This window comes from Exiguobacterium sp. s102 (assembly GCF_018618635.1).
Classification (GTDB): domain Bacteria; phylum Bacillota; class Bacilli; order Exiguobacteriales; family Exiguobacteriaceae; genus Exiguobacterium_A; species Exiguobacterium_A oxidotolerans.
Map to the genome: position 1 here is coordinate 815,050 of NZ_JACSML010000002.1, position 13,315 is coordinate 828,364.

Annotated in this window: 21 protein-coding genes; 14 read left to right on the forward strand and 7 right to left on the reverse strand. The window is 49.4% G+C overall.

The features are described from left to right. Positions 1-118: 118 nt before the first annotated feature. The 4 genes from KNQ02_RS09330 to KNQ02_RS09345 all read left to right on the forward strand — a co-directional run bounded on the left by KNQ02_RS09330 (position 119) and on the right by KNQ02_RS09345 (position 2,611). Positions 119-508 (forward strand): DoxX family protein, encoded by a 390-nt coding sequence (locus tag KNQ02_RS09330; protein ID WP_214808188.1) that lies wholly within the window; start codon positions 119-121, stop codon positions 506-508. Positions 509-576: 68 nt separating this feature from the next. Further along, positions 577-780 (forward strand): hypothetical protein, encoded by a 204-nt coding sequence (locus KNQ02_RS09335; protein WP_214808192.1) that lies wholly within the window; start codon positions 577-579, stop codon positions 778-780. 122 nt (positions 781-902) lie between these two features. After that, positions 903-2,087, forward strand: coding sequence for a hypothetical protein (locus tag KNQ02_RS09340; RefSeq protein ID WP_251135051.1), 1,185 nt, complete (start codon positions 903-905; stop codon positions 2,085-2,087). Between the two features lie 20 nt (positions 2,088-2,107). Further along, a complete protein-coding gene (locus KNQ02_RS09345; RefSeq protein ID WP_214808198.1) occupies positions 2,108-2,611 on the forward strand; it encodes a DUF1572 family protein in 504 nt (167 codons plus the stop codon). Positions 2,612-2,654: 43 nt separating this feature from the next. Here KNQ02_RS09345 and KNQ02_RS09350 read toward each other — a convergent pair whose 3' ends face one another. Further along, a complete protein-coding gene (locus tag KNQ02_RS09350) occupies positions 2,655-3,269 on the reverse strand; it encodes a hypothetical protein (RefSeq protein ID WP_214808201.1) in 615 nt (204 codons plus the stop codon). Positions 3,270-3,363: 94 nt separating this feature from the next. On the opposite strand from KNQ02_RS09350, the gene KNQ02_RS09355 reads away from it, so the two are divergent. Further along, the gene (locus KNQ02_RS09355) at positions 3,364-4,686 is read left to right on the forward strand and encodes a right-handed parallel beta-helix repeat-containing protein (RefSeq protein ID WP_214801614.1); all 1,323 of its coding nucleotides are present in this window, start codon (positions 3,364-3,366) and stop codon (positions 4,684-4,686) included. Positions 4,687-4,856: 170 nt separating this feature from the next. Further along, positions 4,857-5,183, forward strand: coding sequence for an SRPBCC domain-containing protein (locus tag KNQ02_RS09360; RefSeq protein ID WP_371816414.1), 327 nt, complete (start codon positions 4,857-4,859; stop codon positions 5,181-5,183). 59 nt (positions 5,184-5,242) lie between these two features. On the opposite strand, the gene KNQ02_RS15820 is transcribed toward KNQ02_RS09360, so the two are convergent. Next, positions 5,243-5,401, reverse strand: coding sequence for a DUF1272 domain-containing protein (locus KNQ02_RS15820; protein ID WP_088837093.1), 159 nt, complete (start codon positions 5,399-5,401; stop codon positions 5,243-5,245). Positions 5,402-5,552: 151 nt separating this feature from the next. On the opposite strand from KNQ02_RS15820, the gene KNQ02_RS09370 reads away from it, so the two are divergent. Further along, positions 5,553-5,996: an Lrp/AsnC family transcriptional regulator gene (locus KNQ02_RS09370; protein WP_214808204.1), complete on the forward strand. Its 444-nt coding sequence runs from the start codon at positions 5,553-5,555 to the stop codon at positions 5,994-5,996. Between the two features lie 95 nt (positions 5,997-6,091). Then, complete coding sequence (locus KNQ02_RS09375) at positions 6,092-6,754, forward strand: phosphotransferase (protein ID WP_214808206.1); 663 nt, start codon at positions 6,092-6,094, stop codon at positions 6,752-6,754. 258 nt (positions 6,755-7,012) lie between these two features. Here the strand turns inward: KNQ02_RS09375 and KNQ02_RS09380 are convergent, their stop codons facing one another. Continuing rightward, entirely contained in the window at positions 7,013-7,483 is a 471-nt protein-coding gene (locus KNQ02_RS09380; protein WP_214808209.1) for a M50 family metallopeptidase, read from the reverse strand. Between the two features lie 126 nt (positions 7,484-7,609). Between KNQ02_RS09380 and KNQ02_RS09385 the strand changes: the two genes are divergently transcribed. Beyond that, positions 7,610-8,293 carry an alpha/beta hydrolase gene (locus KNQ02_RS09385; protein WP_371816418.1) on the forward strand — a complete coding sequence of 228 codons (684 nt, stop codon included), beginning with the start codon at positions 7,610-7,612 and terminating at the stop codon, positions 8,291-8,293. A 120-nt stretch (positions 8,294-8,413) separates the two neighbouring features. On the opposite strand, the gene KNQ02_RS09390 is transcribed toward KNQ02_RS09385, so the two are convergent. The 4 genes from KNQ02_RS09390 to KNQ02_RS09405 all read right to left on the reverse strand — a co-directional run bounded on the left by KNQ02_RS09390 (position 8,414) and on the right by KNQ02_RS09405 (position 10,273). Next, positions 8,414-8,761: a DUF2200 domain-containing protein gene (locus tag KNQ02_RS09390; protein ID WP_214808215.1), complete on the reverse strand. Its 348-nt coding sequence runs from the start codon at positions 8,759-8,761 to the stop codon at positions 8,414-8,416. Positions 8,762-8,812: 51 nt separating this feature from the next. Continuing rightward, positions 8,813-9,340 carry a shikimate kinase gene (locus tag KNQ02_RS09395; RefSeq protein ID WP_088837101.1) on the reverse strand — a complete coding sequence of 176 codons (528 nt, stop codon included), beginning with the start codon at positions 9,338-9,340 and terminating at the stop codon, positions 8,813-8,815. 41 nt (positions 9,341-9,381) lie between these two features. Continuing rightward, positions 9,382-9,780 (reverse strand): VOC family protein, encoded by a 399-nt coding sequence (locus KNQ02_RS09400; RefSeq protein WP_214804611.1) that lies wholly within the window; start codon positions 9,778-9,780, stop codon positions 9,382-9,384. Between the two features lie 139 nt (positions 9,781-9,919). After that, positions 9,920-10,273 (reverse strand): hypothetical protein, encoded by a 354-nt coding sequence (locus KNQ02_RS09405; protein WP_214808218.1) that lies wholly within the window; start codon positions 10,271-10,273, stop codon positions 9,920-9,922. A gap of 601 nt (positions 10,274-10,874) precedes the next feature. Between KNQ02_RS09405 and KNQ02_RS09410 the strand changes: the two genes are divergently transcribed. The 5 genes from KNQ02_RS09410 to KNQ02_RS09430 are packed head-to-tail and all read left to right on the forward strand — an operon-like array spanning position 10,875 to position 13,240. Further along, the gene (locus KNQ02_RS09410; RefSeq protein ID WP_088837104.1) at positions 10,875-11,063 is read left to right on the forward strand and encodes a PspC domain-containing protein; all 189 of its coding nucleotides are present in this window, start codon (positions 10,875-10,877) and stop codon (positions 11,061-11,063) included. A gap of 32 nt (positions 11,064-11,095) precedes the next feature. After that, positions 11,096-11,290: an LPXTG cell wall anchor domain-containing protein gene (locus KNQ02_RS09415; protein WP_088837105.1), complete on the forward strand. Its 195-nt coding sequence runs from the start codon at positions 11,096-11,098 to the stop codon at positions 11,288-11,290. 25 nt (positions 11,291-11,315) lie between these two features. Continuing rightward, positions 11,316-12,131, forward strand: a complete 816-nt coding sequence (locus KNQ02_RS09420; RefSeq protein WP_214808221.1) for an MBL fold metallo-hydrolase — start codon at positions 11,316-11,318, stop codon at positions 12,129-12,131. Next, positions 12,124-12,618, forward strand: coding sequence for a VOC family protein (locus KNQ02_RS09425; RefSeq protein WP_214808224.1), 495 nt, complete (start codon positions 12,124-12,126; stop codon positions 12,616-12,618). The genes KNQ02_RS09420 and KNQ02_RS09425 overlap by 8 nt, the downstream gene beginning before the upstream one ends. Then, the gene (locus tag KNQ02_RS09430; RefSeq protein WP_214808227.1) at positions 12,596-13,240 is read left to right on the forward strand and encodes an HAD family hydrolase; all 645 of its coding nucleotides are present in this window, start codon (positions 12,596-12,598) and stop codon (positions 13,238-13,240) included. Before KNQ02_RS09425 ends, KNQ02_RS09430 begins: the two co-directional genes overlap by 23 nt. Positions 13,241-13,315 lie beyond the last annotated feature (75 nt).

Sequence of the window (13,315 nt, forward strand, 5' to 3'; positions counted from 1 at the left end):
CTGATTATGCGTAGTATCCTTTTTGATACTTAACCACATTAATGTGCCTACTTCTCAGTTCACAAACAGGACTTTATGATAAGAGAGTAAGAGACAGAAAAAACAGGAGGTTGTAAAAATGAAGTGGAGTGTACGAATTATTCAAGGAGTGTTAGTAGTTGGCTTTTTATTATTTGGATTTATGAAACTGAGTGCAGATCCGACAATGGTCGACTCGTTTGAAAACGTGTACGGCTATGGAACAGGGTTCATGTATTTTGTTGGAACAATTGAAGTGGTAGCAGCCATCGGCTTATTGATTGGTTACTGGAAAAAGAAACTTATTTCAGTCTTCAGCGGGCTACTTGTACTCGTCATGGCAGGCGCCGTTTTGACACACTTAAATGCCGGACAAGGCATGGCAGTCGCAATGACACCGTTGATTTTGCGCGTCTTGGCAGCATTTGTATTCGTCGCTCAAAAGAAAGTCAATAACGAAGCGAATCAATCGGCTGAACAAATTTCATAAAGTATAGGAGAGTGACACGGCTAGCACTGTGCACTCTCTATTTGTTTAGTGAGAAATAACAAGAAACTATGTTGACGATCAATAACGTCAACAGTGTGTTTCGCGTGATGCAACGGGTGGTTCCGCTTGGTCATGTCGGGAATGCGGAAGAAATCGCGCATGCTGTCCTGTTCCTCGCGACGGATGAAGCGAGCCATATCTCAAGGCGTCTGTCTTCCGTTCGACAGTGGCGTCACGGCAAGATAACTGAGGATACATCAAGGCACTGTTAATGCGACAGTGTCTTTTCTTAATGAAATATTTGGTCAATAAGTAATAGAGGTTGTGATTAAAAGAATTTTTTTACAAAAAAAGCGGTATAATGGAAGGGCGAAATGACAAATGAAATGAGTGAATGATTTTGCTGCAATCATGGAAAAAACGATTGATTTACGGAACGGCTGGACTAGCAGCAGCTGGATGTGCGAGTGCATTCTATATCGGCGCGCATCCCGAAGAACCAAAAGCCAGTTCTTACCCGATCATATCAAAAGATGTCACGACGATGACGTTTAAGCCGAACGACGGTCAGGTTATCCTGCTGTATGGAAGCGATATTAACCGTTCTAAAGAAACACAGGATGATCCGCAAGAGCCGGCACTGATGACGACATTATCAAAAACGGGAACAGCATTAAAGACGGAGGCGATTGCTGATCCGGATTTGTATCGGATGGCATTTTCACAAAAAGGAACTGACCCGCGGAATATTTATATCCATCACCCGGACGGTATCGAAGCGGACCACTTTTTTACGTATGACTTAAAACGAGGGACGTTCAAGAAACACGAGGTGCCGAATACAGCGATCACATCCATTGCCCATTACGGGAAAGATGCCTGGGTCACATCAAACGCTGCAAAGCTGTCGGAAAACATTCAATTGATCAACGTCCGGACGGACAAACGGTATCCGATTGAAGACCGGCTGATGCCGGTCGTTGATTCACCAATCCTTGAACTCGATCAGACGATTGCTTACGCCAACAACGGTACCGAAGATGATCAAGAAGGGGCGGCCGGAATGGTCCTGCTCGACCAGAGGACCGGAAAATCACGCGTCATTCGAAAAGATGTCGCACCGTATGCCTATACGGCATTGTACGGCGCGAAAGACACCGCGTATTTTGCAACGACCGACGGCATGATGATCAAGCTGAAGACGGACGGAACGATGCAGCAAAAGTCATTTTCAGTATTGGATGATGTCAACTACTGGGCGACGGAACCGATGCGGATGATCAACAAACAGACGGGTTATCAAATCATCAACACCGGTGAAAACGATACCGATCAACGGTTCGTTAAGTGGACGTTCGGACAAGCGTTCCGGGTTGAACCGGTCCGACCTGATTTTTGGAAGCCGGGTAACTATTACCGTTACTTGTACCGGAATCCGTATAAGAAGACTTCCTACTTCACGGAAACGGACATGTCATCTTCTGGTGAATACCGGTTGATTGTCACGGACGACCAGTTAAAAACGTTACGGACGATACCGATTGATGGAGAAAAAGGTGTGGACTTTGTGATTGATTAACAGCAGAAGGAGTGAGGAAAATGGCTTTTGAAGAGGTGTATTTGACGGCAATTCAAGCACGGTTCCGCGCGGTCCGCGAACCGGCAGAGCAGGCACTCGGTTGGCTGAATGAGGAACAGTTTCATCAGACACTGGCGCCGGACACGAACAGCGTTGCCCTGTTGATTCAGCATATGACGAACAATATGACGTCACGCTGGACCGATTTTTTGACGACGGACGGCGAAAAGCCGGACCGCGACCGGGACGCTGAGTTCATCGACCAGGGTCATGACAAAGCGACGTTACTGAAACTGTGGGATGACGGCTGGCGGCTTGTCGAAGCGACGCTCGCGTCCCTGACACCGGACGATTTGGAACGGACCGTTTTGATTCGCGAGGAACCGCATCTTGTCGTTGACGCAATCGAACGGCAACTCGCGCATTATGCCTATCACACCGGACAGCTGATTTTTTTAATGAAGATCCTGCTCGGACCGGACTTCAAGCCGTTGACGATTCCCTTACCGCATCAACGGAAGTGAATACAACAGACCTGCCTCTTTGACTTAAGGGGCAGGTCTGTTTTCATAATGTATCGTCACTCGAACTGCCGACAGGAGTTGTCGATAAAGAAATCGTAAAAGCGCGCTCGCCTTTTTTGAGTTGGATATCTTCAGGAGAATGGATGGCGTCGATTGAGTCTGTTCCCATCGACTCCTGAACGGTTGATTTCTCAAACATCAACACCTCGTATTCAGATGGGCGAAATGACGTATCACGAAACTCGACGCCACTCATCATGACTTTCTTTAAATCATCTGACTCCTCGGATTTTTCCTGCATGAGACCATCTAAGTCAAACATGTATGAACGGTAGCCTTTTGTCGTATCGAACACTTGCCCGAGTGTCAGTTTTTCCCCATCATAGTGACCGGGTTTGATGGTTTCGGTAAACCAATTTTTTTGTTCGCCGGATGCAAAATACTCAATTCCGGTCAGGTAAAGGAGGTTGTCGGTTTTCCCAGTCATGATATAAACAGCCTCATTTTTATCCGAATCTGATGGAGTTTTAGTCGTATCGAGTGTGAGTGTCAACGGCAAATCCATCGGTTTGACGACTTTTTTCGGAACGGTCTCTTCCGAACTGCAACCGGCAAGTAAAAGTGCCGATAATGAACAGACGAGCATTTGTTTCAACATCCACTTCACGTCCTTCGTATGTAAATAAAGTAAGTATAAAAGGATTGGATGTTATTTACAATCAGAAAAGTGTTCACGGAAAGGGGGGATTTGCGTGAAAAAACGATTTATTCTTTTCCTGTCGCTTGGACTGTTCGGTTGTTTAGCGACATGGAACCAGGAACAGGCAGAGGCGACCGCTTCCAAAAAAGTCATGTATGTCGCGCCAGCCGGCAAAGATACGAATTCCGGTTCGTTGAAACGACCGCTCAAAACACTGAAACGGGCCAGTCAGCTTGCGAAAGCCGGGACGACGGTCTATCTCCGTCAAGGAACATACACGGAAGCGTTGACAGTCCGGTACAGCGGAACGAAACAGGCACCGGTCGTCTTCCGGAATTACCAAACGGAAAAAGTCGTCTTAAGTGGGAAGGCGTTGAAGAAACAGGACGGGGAGACGACGCTCATCCGAATCGAAAACCGGCAGTACGTGACGATTCAAGGACTGGTTGTCGCAGACATCAAGACGACACGAAACGATGAGACACCGATTGGGATATGTATCACCGGGACAGGACGGAACATTCAACTGATCGATAATCAGGTCCGCCGCATCCAAACGAATGCGAAAGACGGCAATGCCCATGGAATCGCGATTTACGGAACGGGTCGCTTGAAGCAAATCACCGTACGCGGGAATCGTGTCGAAGACAACCGGCTCGGGGCGAGCGAAGCACTTGTCTTAAACGGCAACATCGACGGGTTTTCCGTCACGGACAACATCGTCCGTCGTAACGATAATATCGGCATCGACTTGATCGGCTATGAGGGAGTCGCGACGAACAACTCGGAGGATTATGTCCGTAATGGAGTCATCTCCGGGAATCACGTCTCCGACAGTTCGAGTTACGGCAATCCGGTCTACGGCAAGGACTACAATGCGGCGGGGATTTACGTCGACGGCGGGAAACAGCTGACAATCGAACACAATACCGTCGAGCGAAATGATATCGGGATTGAAGTAACAAGTGAACATGCGAAGAAGTATGCAGAAGACATTACGGTCCGCGGCAATCTGGTTAAACAAAACCGGTTTACCGGCATTTCAATCGGCGGATACGATAAAAAGCGCGGGGGCACGAAACGGGTCCGGATTACGGATAATCAAGTCACCGGCAATGATACGAAAGGACTTGAAGGCGGTCAGCTCCTCGTCCAACATGATGTCCGTGATAATCGGATTGACCATAATGCATTTACGACAGGACCGGATAACCTGTTTGTCGCGAACTTCTTCAAAACGAGTTCCGGCAATCAGTTTGACCACAATACTTATCAATTAAAAAAAGGAACAGCGAAACGGTGGATTTGGTTGGATCACGAGTACCGGACACAGGCATCCTTTGAGCGGGCAGTTAAAGGAGGACTTAATAAGTGAAGCGAGCAGGGATTGTGCAGCACATGGAGAAATAAAATGGGGTAAGCGAACGAATTTGGAAAAGGAGCGATTGATATGAGTCAGGTGCAAGTGTTACAAATCGAGACCGTCATCCAACGACCCGTCGCCGAAGTCTGGACGTACTGGACGGAACCGGAGCACATCAAGGCATGGAAAATGCGGCATCGGACGATTGGCATACGACGGAAGCGACGAATGATGTCCAAGCAGGCGGTCGTTTTTCCAGTCACATGGCGGCAAAAGACGGCAGCATGGGGTTTGATTTTTCCGGTGTTTATGACGATGTCGTCGTGAACGAAAAATTAGCCTATACACTGGACGACGGTCGCCACGTGACGGTCTTGTTCGAAGCAAATGGGGACGAAACGAACGTCGTCGAAACATTTGAAGCGGAGTCGGCGAATCCGCCCGAGATGCAACAAGCGGGCTGGCAGGCGATCCTTGACCGCTTCAAAGAATATGCGGAACAACAGTGAAGCAGACAAAAAAGCCCGTTCCTAAGCAGGAGGGCTTTTTCTTTAGAGAAAAAATCGATTTACTGCCGTACTTGAATCAATGTTTCCCCGCAATTTTGACAAATGGAATCGAGTGTCTTCGTACAATCTGCGCAATATGTACAGTTGTGCGAACAATGATACGTCACTTGGTTGTCTTTGAACGCCTCTGCGCAGCGGGTACACGTCGTTGCCTGCATCGGTCTCACCTCACTTTTCTTGTTTACCTATCTTTATTTTACAAAATGGAGTCACGGTCCGACAGATGGTTTTCCTCATTTTCAAGTAGCTTCGCCTAAGAAACAATGGTAATTTAAAGATATGTCTTCATAATATTAGGAGGGTGAAAAATTGGACGAAATTGATTACGCCATTATCCGGGCGTTGCAGGCGGACGGACGAATGTCCTGGACGGAACTCGGCAAAACGGTCGGCCTGTCAACCCCCGCCGTCAACGAACGGGTCAAGAAGTTGGAAGATCGGGGAGTGATTAAAGGATACCGCGCCGTCATCAATCCCGTCGCGATCGAAAAAACAATCATGGCGATTTTGATGTTCGAGCAGACACGCTGTGCGGCGTTCATCACGTTTTGTAAAGATCATCCGGATGTCGTCGAGTGCCACCGGCTCGCCGGGACGTTTAATTTCATGGTCAAACTGTACACGCCGACAGTCGAGACACTGGAAGCGTTTATCGATGCTTCGATGGAATACGGAAAACCGTCGACCTGGATTCGTCTGTCGTCGCCGGTTGCGTTTAAGGCGTTTACGGTCGGGGAAGGGATTTTGATATGAACATTTCTATCCAAGAACGAATCGAACAAAAAGTCGGTGTGATCGATTCGGTCCATCCCGTTCCCGAGCAGGGGGGAACAGCCATCGTCTACTAAGTGAAAACGTTAGGCGGTACCTATATCCTCAAGCAGGCAAGCTTACCCCGATACCGCGAGTGGTTGGCGCAGGAAGCGACAGTGATGCAGACGTTCAAGTCAAAACACATCATTATCCCGACTTATATTGATTATATCGAAGACGCGCAACAGGATTATTTACTGATGTCCTACATAGCCGGTGAGACGTTGACAGCGGCACTAGCGGGTGCTTCCGAACTGCAACGTCTTGAGCTGATTCGTGCATTCGGACGGTTCCTCAGACAGCTTCATACGAGCGGGACTAGCCCTACCCATTCTTCAAAAGACTGGCTGGGCAAACAGCTGCTTCAAGCCAATCGCTACATTGAACAGGGCCGGACAAATGGTTCACGCGAGTTGCTCAACGCATTATCCACCAAGCAGCCGGAACCTGTTCCAGCGACGTGGATACACGGGGATTGTACGACAGACAATCTATTGGTCCGAGACAACGAAATCGTTGCTTTCATTGACCTAGCTGGAATGACGGTCGGCGATCCTCGCTACGATGAAGCCTTGGCGACTCGATCTTTTCGGGAAGATATCAAGATTCTCGATGCTTTCTATTCCGGGTATGGATTTTCACCAATCTCAGAAGAAACATTCCGCTATTTCGATGACGGATTGTATGAATTTTATTGAACCGTTTGAAAAGCAAAAACGGCTATCTCTTGAAAATTAAGAGGAGATAGCCGTATTGATTATTTTTTCTATTAAGTACAACACCTTGTCGCTTGATCGACCTGATCTTGCGAAATCAGTAATTGGTCGCCCTTGACTATAAACTCAATGTTATTGGCTTTAAGCCGTTTCCGTTTGGTTCACCCCATGGAACAGTTTTCGGTTGCTCAGCAACACATCTGGCGAGCAATATGGTTCTCATCATGAAATCATCTCCTGTCAGTCGGTTCGTGAGTTCTTGTTAAAGAACAACCGTTTTAATTGCAGTCCGTCGCTTGGAAAGCCACTGGTCAACCGGATTGGAATCAGATTAAATAAAATGAAAATGGTGGACAACTGAATAAACGGTGGAGCCAACAGATGCATGACCGGACTTGGAAAGAGCTGACTTAATCCGGCAACGAATGTTCCAGCTATAAAATTGGCGCAAATCCCGCCAAGTAACAAGGCAGCTTTTTGTCCACGGTGAAGCGGAACCGTTGGAGGATGTGGTTGATATAGGCCTTCCCATATCTGCTTTCGAGCGACGGAAAAATGACCGATGCGTAAGAAAGGTTCTCCTTTCCCGATCGAAACTGATTTTAGATTCAGACCAATTAGGCGGCCGACGAGCGCATGCCCGTATTCGTGCAGAATCAGACTCGGAAAGTAAAAGACAAGCATGATTAGATTAAACCAAAGTAAACCCATGTTCTTCCTCCTCTCGTCCATAAACATAGCAAAAAATGGATGTTACAAGCAACTTACATAATTGTCATCGATTCATTTAGACATTAATAAAGGAGATTTGTTTTATGAACCTGTTAACTGATTCCAATTTGCCAATCCGGACCTTTCCAGCGCAATGTCCAATTTCCCGCAAAATCATCTGTCTGTACCACGGGTGGGGGATCCAGTGTTAGCAGATACGAGGATTTCGCCGAGATGCTTTCAAAGCAAGGGTTTACGGTCATTGTGCCGGAGCTGATTTTGCATGACAGCCGCAATGCGCTAGGTGCGTATTTTGACCGGGGCATCGTCGAACAGCACTTTTGGGAAGTGGTGTTTCAAAGCATTGAAGAATCGGGCACGCTCGCAAAACAGCTGAACGTTCCAAGAGGGGACATCATCTGGCTCGGCGTCTCGATGGGAGGATTCATCGCGAGCGGTGCAGCGGCTAAACAACAGGGAAGCGCGGGATTGATTAACATCAACGGCTCAGGCTCCTTCCTCTTTGCGGAACAGCTTTTACGAAGCCGCGATAAAAGAACGACGTTGTCGACTTCAGAAGAACAACGCCTGAGAAAGTATGATCCCTTGTCGCAAGAGCAGGTGACGCCGACATTATTGTTACATGGAGAGGACGATGAGGTCATTCCGATTGCGACAAAACAGCATTATGTAGAACAATCTGCTTCAACTAACAGTGATGTCACGTTCCTCAAATATCCATTGATCAACCATACTGTCTCAGATGACATGATTGCCGACATCTTGAACTGGTTGGATGAGCGTTTTTAACAGTTCAGAAAAACCGGACTCCTCTTCAGGGGCCCGGTTTTTCTTTAGAAGTGGTTGGTTATAAGGGCTGTTGCACCGAAGATGGAAGCGAGAGTCGCCAACATGAGGCATTCGCCACGGTCACCGTAAAATCTTTTCGAGCGCTTTTCCTTTTGCCAGTTCGTCAATCAGTTTGTCGAGATAGCGGATTTCGCGCATTAAGTCGTCCTCGACGTCCTCGACCCGGACGCCGCAGACGACACCTTTGATGAGTGATCGCCGTTCCTGCATGTCTGGTGCTTCCGCAAAAAAGGTTTCGAAGGTCGTCGCATCTTGCGATAACGTCGAGAGCTGTTGTTCCGAGTACCCGGTCAACCAACGGATGATTGTATCGACTTCCTGTTTCGTCCGACCTTTCCGTTCCACTTTTTTGACGTAAAGCGGATAGACGCTTGAGAACGCTGTCGTGTACAGCCGGTGTTGCCCCATTTTTCTCACTCCTTATGATTCGTATATTTTATATCAAAAAAAAAGCGGGCACTACGTTGTCGGACACAGCTCGTGATACAGCTGTTTGATTTGTTGATACATCTGGTCCGTCGATTGTGCGGCATCGATCCGGATGACAGGTGACCTTGAAAGGATCATCTGGAGCTGATGTTCTGCCAATGTCCCGATCTTGGCAGGATCCGTCTCCGTCAAATACGTCCTGCACCAATCGAGGAAATCGTTTGACCCTGAAAAATCGGGATAGCGTGCCTGTTCCCGTTTGATTAACCGGTTCATCCGTGTTTCTTCGTCCAACGTTAAAAATACGAGCAGCTCGCGGTCCGGGAAGCCGTATGGATTCCATGAAAAGACGGAACCGGAAACAATGTACTGTTGATGGCGTTCGATGTCCTGTCTATATAAGGCATACCGGTCGTCGACCGACCGTTTTTCAGTGAATGTTTGATCCGTCCACAAGTAGTGATCGCTATCGATCCATGGTATGCCTTCTTGCTGCCCGATCCACTCGCCGAGCGTGCTTTTGCCGGTGCCGGACCCGCCGATGATTTGAATGCGCATGATTGAACTCCTCCTAAAAATCTAGTCTCGCTATTAAATAGTCAGGCAATCACGAAGGTATCCCGCAGCTCGACAATCGTCCCTTCCGGTGCTTTTAATTTACTGAGATGCCCGTCGACGACGAAGTAGATGTTTCCGCCGTTTTTCGGCAGGAAGGTGACACCGCGTTGTTCGAGCCGTGCGACTTCCGCCGCTAAATCGTCGACGTATAAAGCAAAATGAACGGGACCGGACGTATGTTTCGTATAAGGCATCAAGGTCTCGTCAACTTTGTTCGTCTGGAGTTCGATATAAAAGTCGCCGAGCTTGAGCCAACTGTTGAACGCACGGGTATGAAAGTCCGGGGATTCCTGGACGAGTTCGAACCCGAGTGCTTCATAAAAGGATTTAGAGGCCGCGTAATCAGCCGTTTGGATACAGAGGTGATGGATTTGTTTCAACGTCAGGACGTCCTTTCGAAAACGGACCGCAACCGGTGCTCCGTTGTTTAGTCTATATGTCAGTTTAGCATAGTTTAAACCGTTTCAATGCAGACGGAAAGCTCCACCTGTTCAAGAAAAGATCAAGGTGGAGTAGCGGTTACGGCGTGACGTCGATGACATGAAACGTAACATCCTGACCGTCCGAAACGGCATAGGCAATCGTCCTATTGACGTAAATCGGTTTAGACATCGTGTCTTCCATTTCGGTCAACGGGGCGACGGTTCCGCGCGTTAAGTCGGCATAGAGGAGCTGCGACGTGTTTTCACGGAAGATTACCCGGTCGCGGGACAAGAAACGAAACGAAGCGACGGTCGAATGCCGATCGGATAATTCATAAGTGAAGTCGGATTGTTTTGAATCAAACGGTAAGATGCCGTCCTGTTTTCTTTTGTTTAGGTCGTACTGTTCGTGGACGATGATTGTATCGGCGGCTACATCAAAGGACTTCATCAGCGTTGTCGTCTTCTTCGCGGTCGCGTCATGGATCAGCCAGGAGAGGCGAGTTGATGAAGCGTCAAGCACCGGGATGGAGGCGTCGAAGCGGCTGATCCCTCGGTCAAGCAGATCCTGTTTTCCGTTTTTAAGATTGAAGCTATGAATCGTTCAGGCAATCCCGTCTTCTGCCGGCGCTGACGCGACCCAGAACAGGTAATGGGACACACCGGTCAATGAGCCAATCGTCTGATCGACCGTCTGGATGACTTCGTTCGTGTTCGACCCCGGGGTATAGCGGTAGATCGTACTGCTGACCTTGTTTTCGTTCGTCTGGATGAAGTGCGTGTAGTAAATATCGTGTTCATACAGATACTCCGGGGCAACCTGGACCGTCTGCCCGACAAGAAAAGGCGACAGGTTGTATGAATGCTTCGTACCGACCGAGACCAGTGTCTCCTTTTTTTAGTAGAGTGAAAATTGTCAATCAGATGAAAAACGATACCAAAACGTGTAGACTGGTGAAGTACCTAATTATTGTAACAGATGGACGGATTCTCCATTTTTTCTGGAGGTTCAGGTAAATCGAATATTTACATTCAGCAAGGGGTGTATCGAAATGGCAAGAACATTACGGAAATCAGCGACGGACAAATCAATCCAGGGTGTCTGCGGCGGACTTGCGGAACAGCTTGGGTTGTCGTCATTCGCCGTCCGCTTGATTTTTATCTTTATTCCACTGCCCGTCAACGTCATCATCTACATGATTCTTGCGAATGCGATGGCGAGTCCACCACGGACGTTATGACACGAGTTTTAACTAAAAGGGAGGCAACCAAGATGAACAAACAGAACCGCGCGTCATCCTTAGCAGCGCGACTGATCGCGATCACAATCGGCGCCTTGATTGGAGTAACAATCATGTACAGCGTACAAGGAGAGTTCAACTGGAGTGTTTTTCTCGGATTCGTCGGCGGAGCACTCCTGTTAGGGGGCATCAGTGCCGTAGTGGCCCGTAAGAAGCGGCACGCGTAACTGGTTAAAATAAGGGGGAAAAGAAATGAGTTATTGGATTTGTACGACCTGCGGGGTGCAGACGGATGAGGAGGCGGTTCAACCAACGACCTGCCGGATTTGCAGTGATGAACGGCAATACGTCAATCCGGACGGACAATCGTGGACGACGCGTGAGGCGATGGTCGCGTCCAAGAACTACCGGACGACGGTGACACCGGAGCAGCCGGGTCTGATGAGCCTCGTGACATCACCACAATTCGGAATCGGACAAACGGCGTATCTGGTCGCCGGGGCAAAACGGCTGTTGTGGGACTGCATTACTTATCTCGATCAGACCGTGATTGATGAAATCAGCCAACAGGGGGGACTCGACGCGATCGCCTTATCGCATCCGCACTACTATGCGACACAAGTCGACTGGGCAGAAGCGTTTGACGTTCCGATTTATATCCACCAGGCGGACGAACAGTGGGTGACGCGACCGAGCGACCGGATTATTTTCTGGTCCGGCGACCGGCTGGAACTGGCAGAAGACCTCGTCCTGCACCGGATCGGTGGACATTTTGACGGAGCGACGGTCCTTGAGTGGACGCAGGGAGACGCGGGACGGGGTGTCCTGTTGACGGGCGATATCGTCCGTGTCGTCGCTGACCGGGCATGGGTCAGCTTCATGTACAGTTACCCGAACCTGATTCCGCTGCCGGCAACGACGGTAGCGCAGATGGCAAGACAACTTAGCCCGCTTTCGTTCAACCAGTTGTATGATGCCTTTCACCGCATCGTCGAGACCGACGCGGCAGGTGCGGTCGCGCGGTCGGCCGCGCGCTACATCGACGCGTTAGGCGGCACGGATGATTAACGGCCTGTACGAAGCCCATCTCCCGGTCCGGAATTTAAAACAATCGATTGCCTTTTACGAAGGGTTCGGGCTGACGCTCGATCATATCGTCGACGACCGGTTGGCGTTCCTCTGGATTGTCAAAGAAGAAAGTTGGCTTGGCCTCTGGGTCGCGGATCAAGTCGAACTCGACTACCACCCGTCCATCCGGCATATCGCCTTTCATGTCGAACTGGAGGCATTGACGGATGCCGTCGATTGGCTGACGGCGCGCGGTTACACGCCACGAAAAGCGTTCGGGTTCGAACCGACGGAACCGTTCGTCATGGCACTGGCGCACCACGCGCACGCGAAGATTCATTTCAATGATCCGGACGGGAACAGCCTCGAGTTCATCTGCCCGGTCGACAATCCGCACCGGATCACGGGTACGATGTACTGGAGCGACTGGTTATATATGAACGCTCAAGCAGAGGAGGAGACCGATGAAACAAGCAATCATCTTTGATATGGACGGAACGTTATTTCAGACGCACCGGATTTTAGGACCGGCTTTAGACGTGGCGTTCACCCGGTTACGGCAAGCAGGGAAATGGCATGACGCAACACCGCTTGATACATACGAAGCGATCATGGGTGTCCCGTTACCGCAAGTCTGGGCGACGCTCTTGCCGAACCATCCGGAGGCGGACCGAAAGCTGATGGACGACTGGTTTCAACAGGCCTTGATCGAGCGGATTCAAGCAGGGCAAGGCGCCTTGTATCCGGAAGCGGTGACGGTATTGCAAACACTCCGCGCTGCCGGACACGACCTGTATGTCGCGAGTAACGGATTGCCGGCATATTTAGCGGCGATCGTCGAGCAGTTTGCGTTAGACCGTTACCTGACCGGCATCTACAGCATCGAAGACGTTGATTCGCTCGACAAATCCGAACTCGTCCGGATGATTCGGACGAAACACGGATTACGGGCGGGCTTCGTCGTTGGCGACCGGCAATCGGACTTTACGGCAGCGAAAGAAAACGGCTGGCCGGCGATTGGCTGCCGGTTCGATTTTGCACAGGAAGCGGAGCTCGCGACGGCCGAGTATATCGTCGATGATCTGCTGGCGATTACGAAAATCGTTTAACGGGACATGTCGTGCTACCTCATCATGAGTTCGTTTGAACATATAGGCAGAGGAATCGCCTTTTCGCAAACAGTT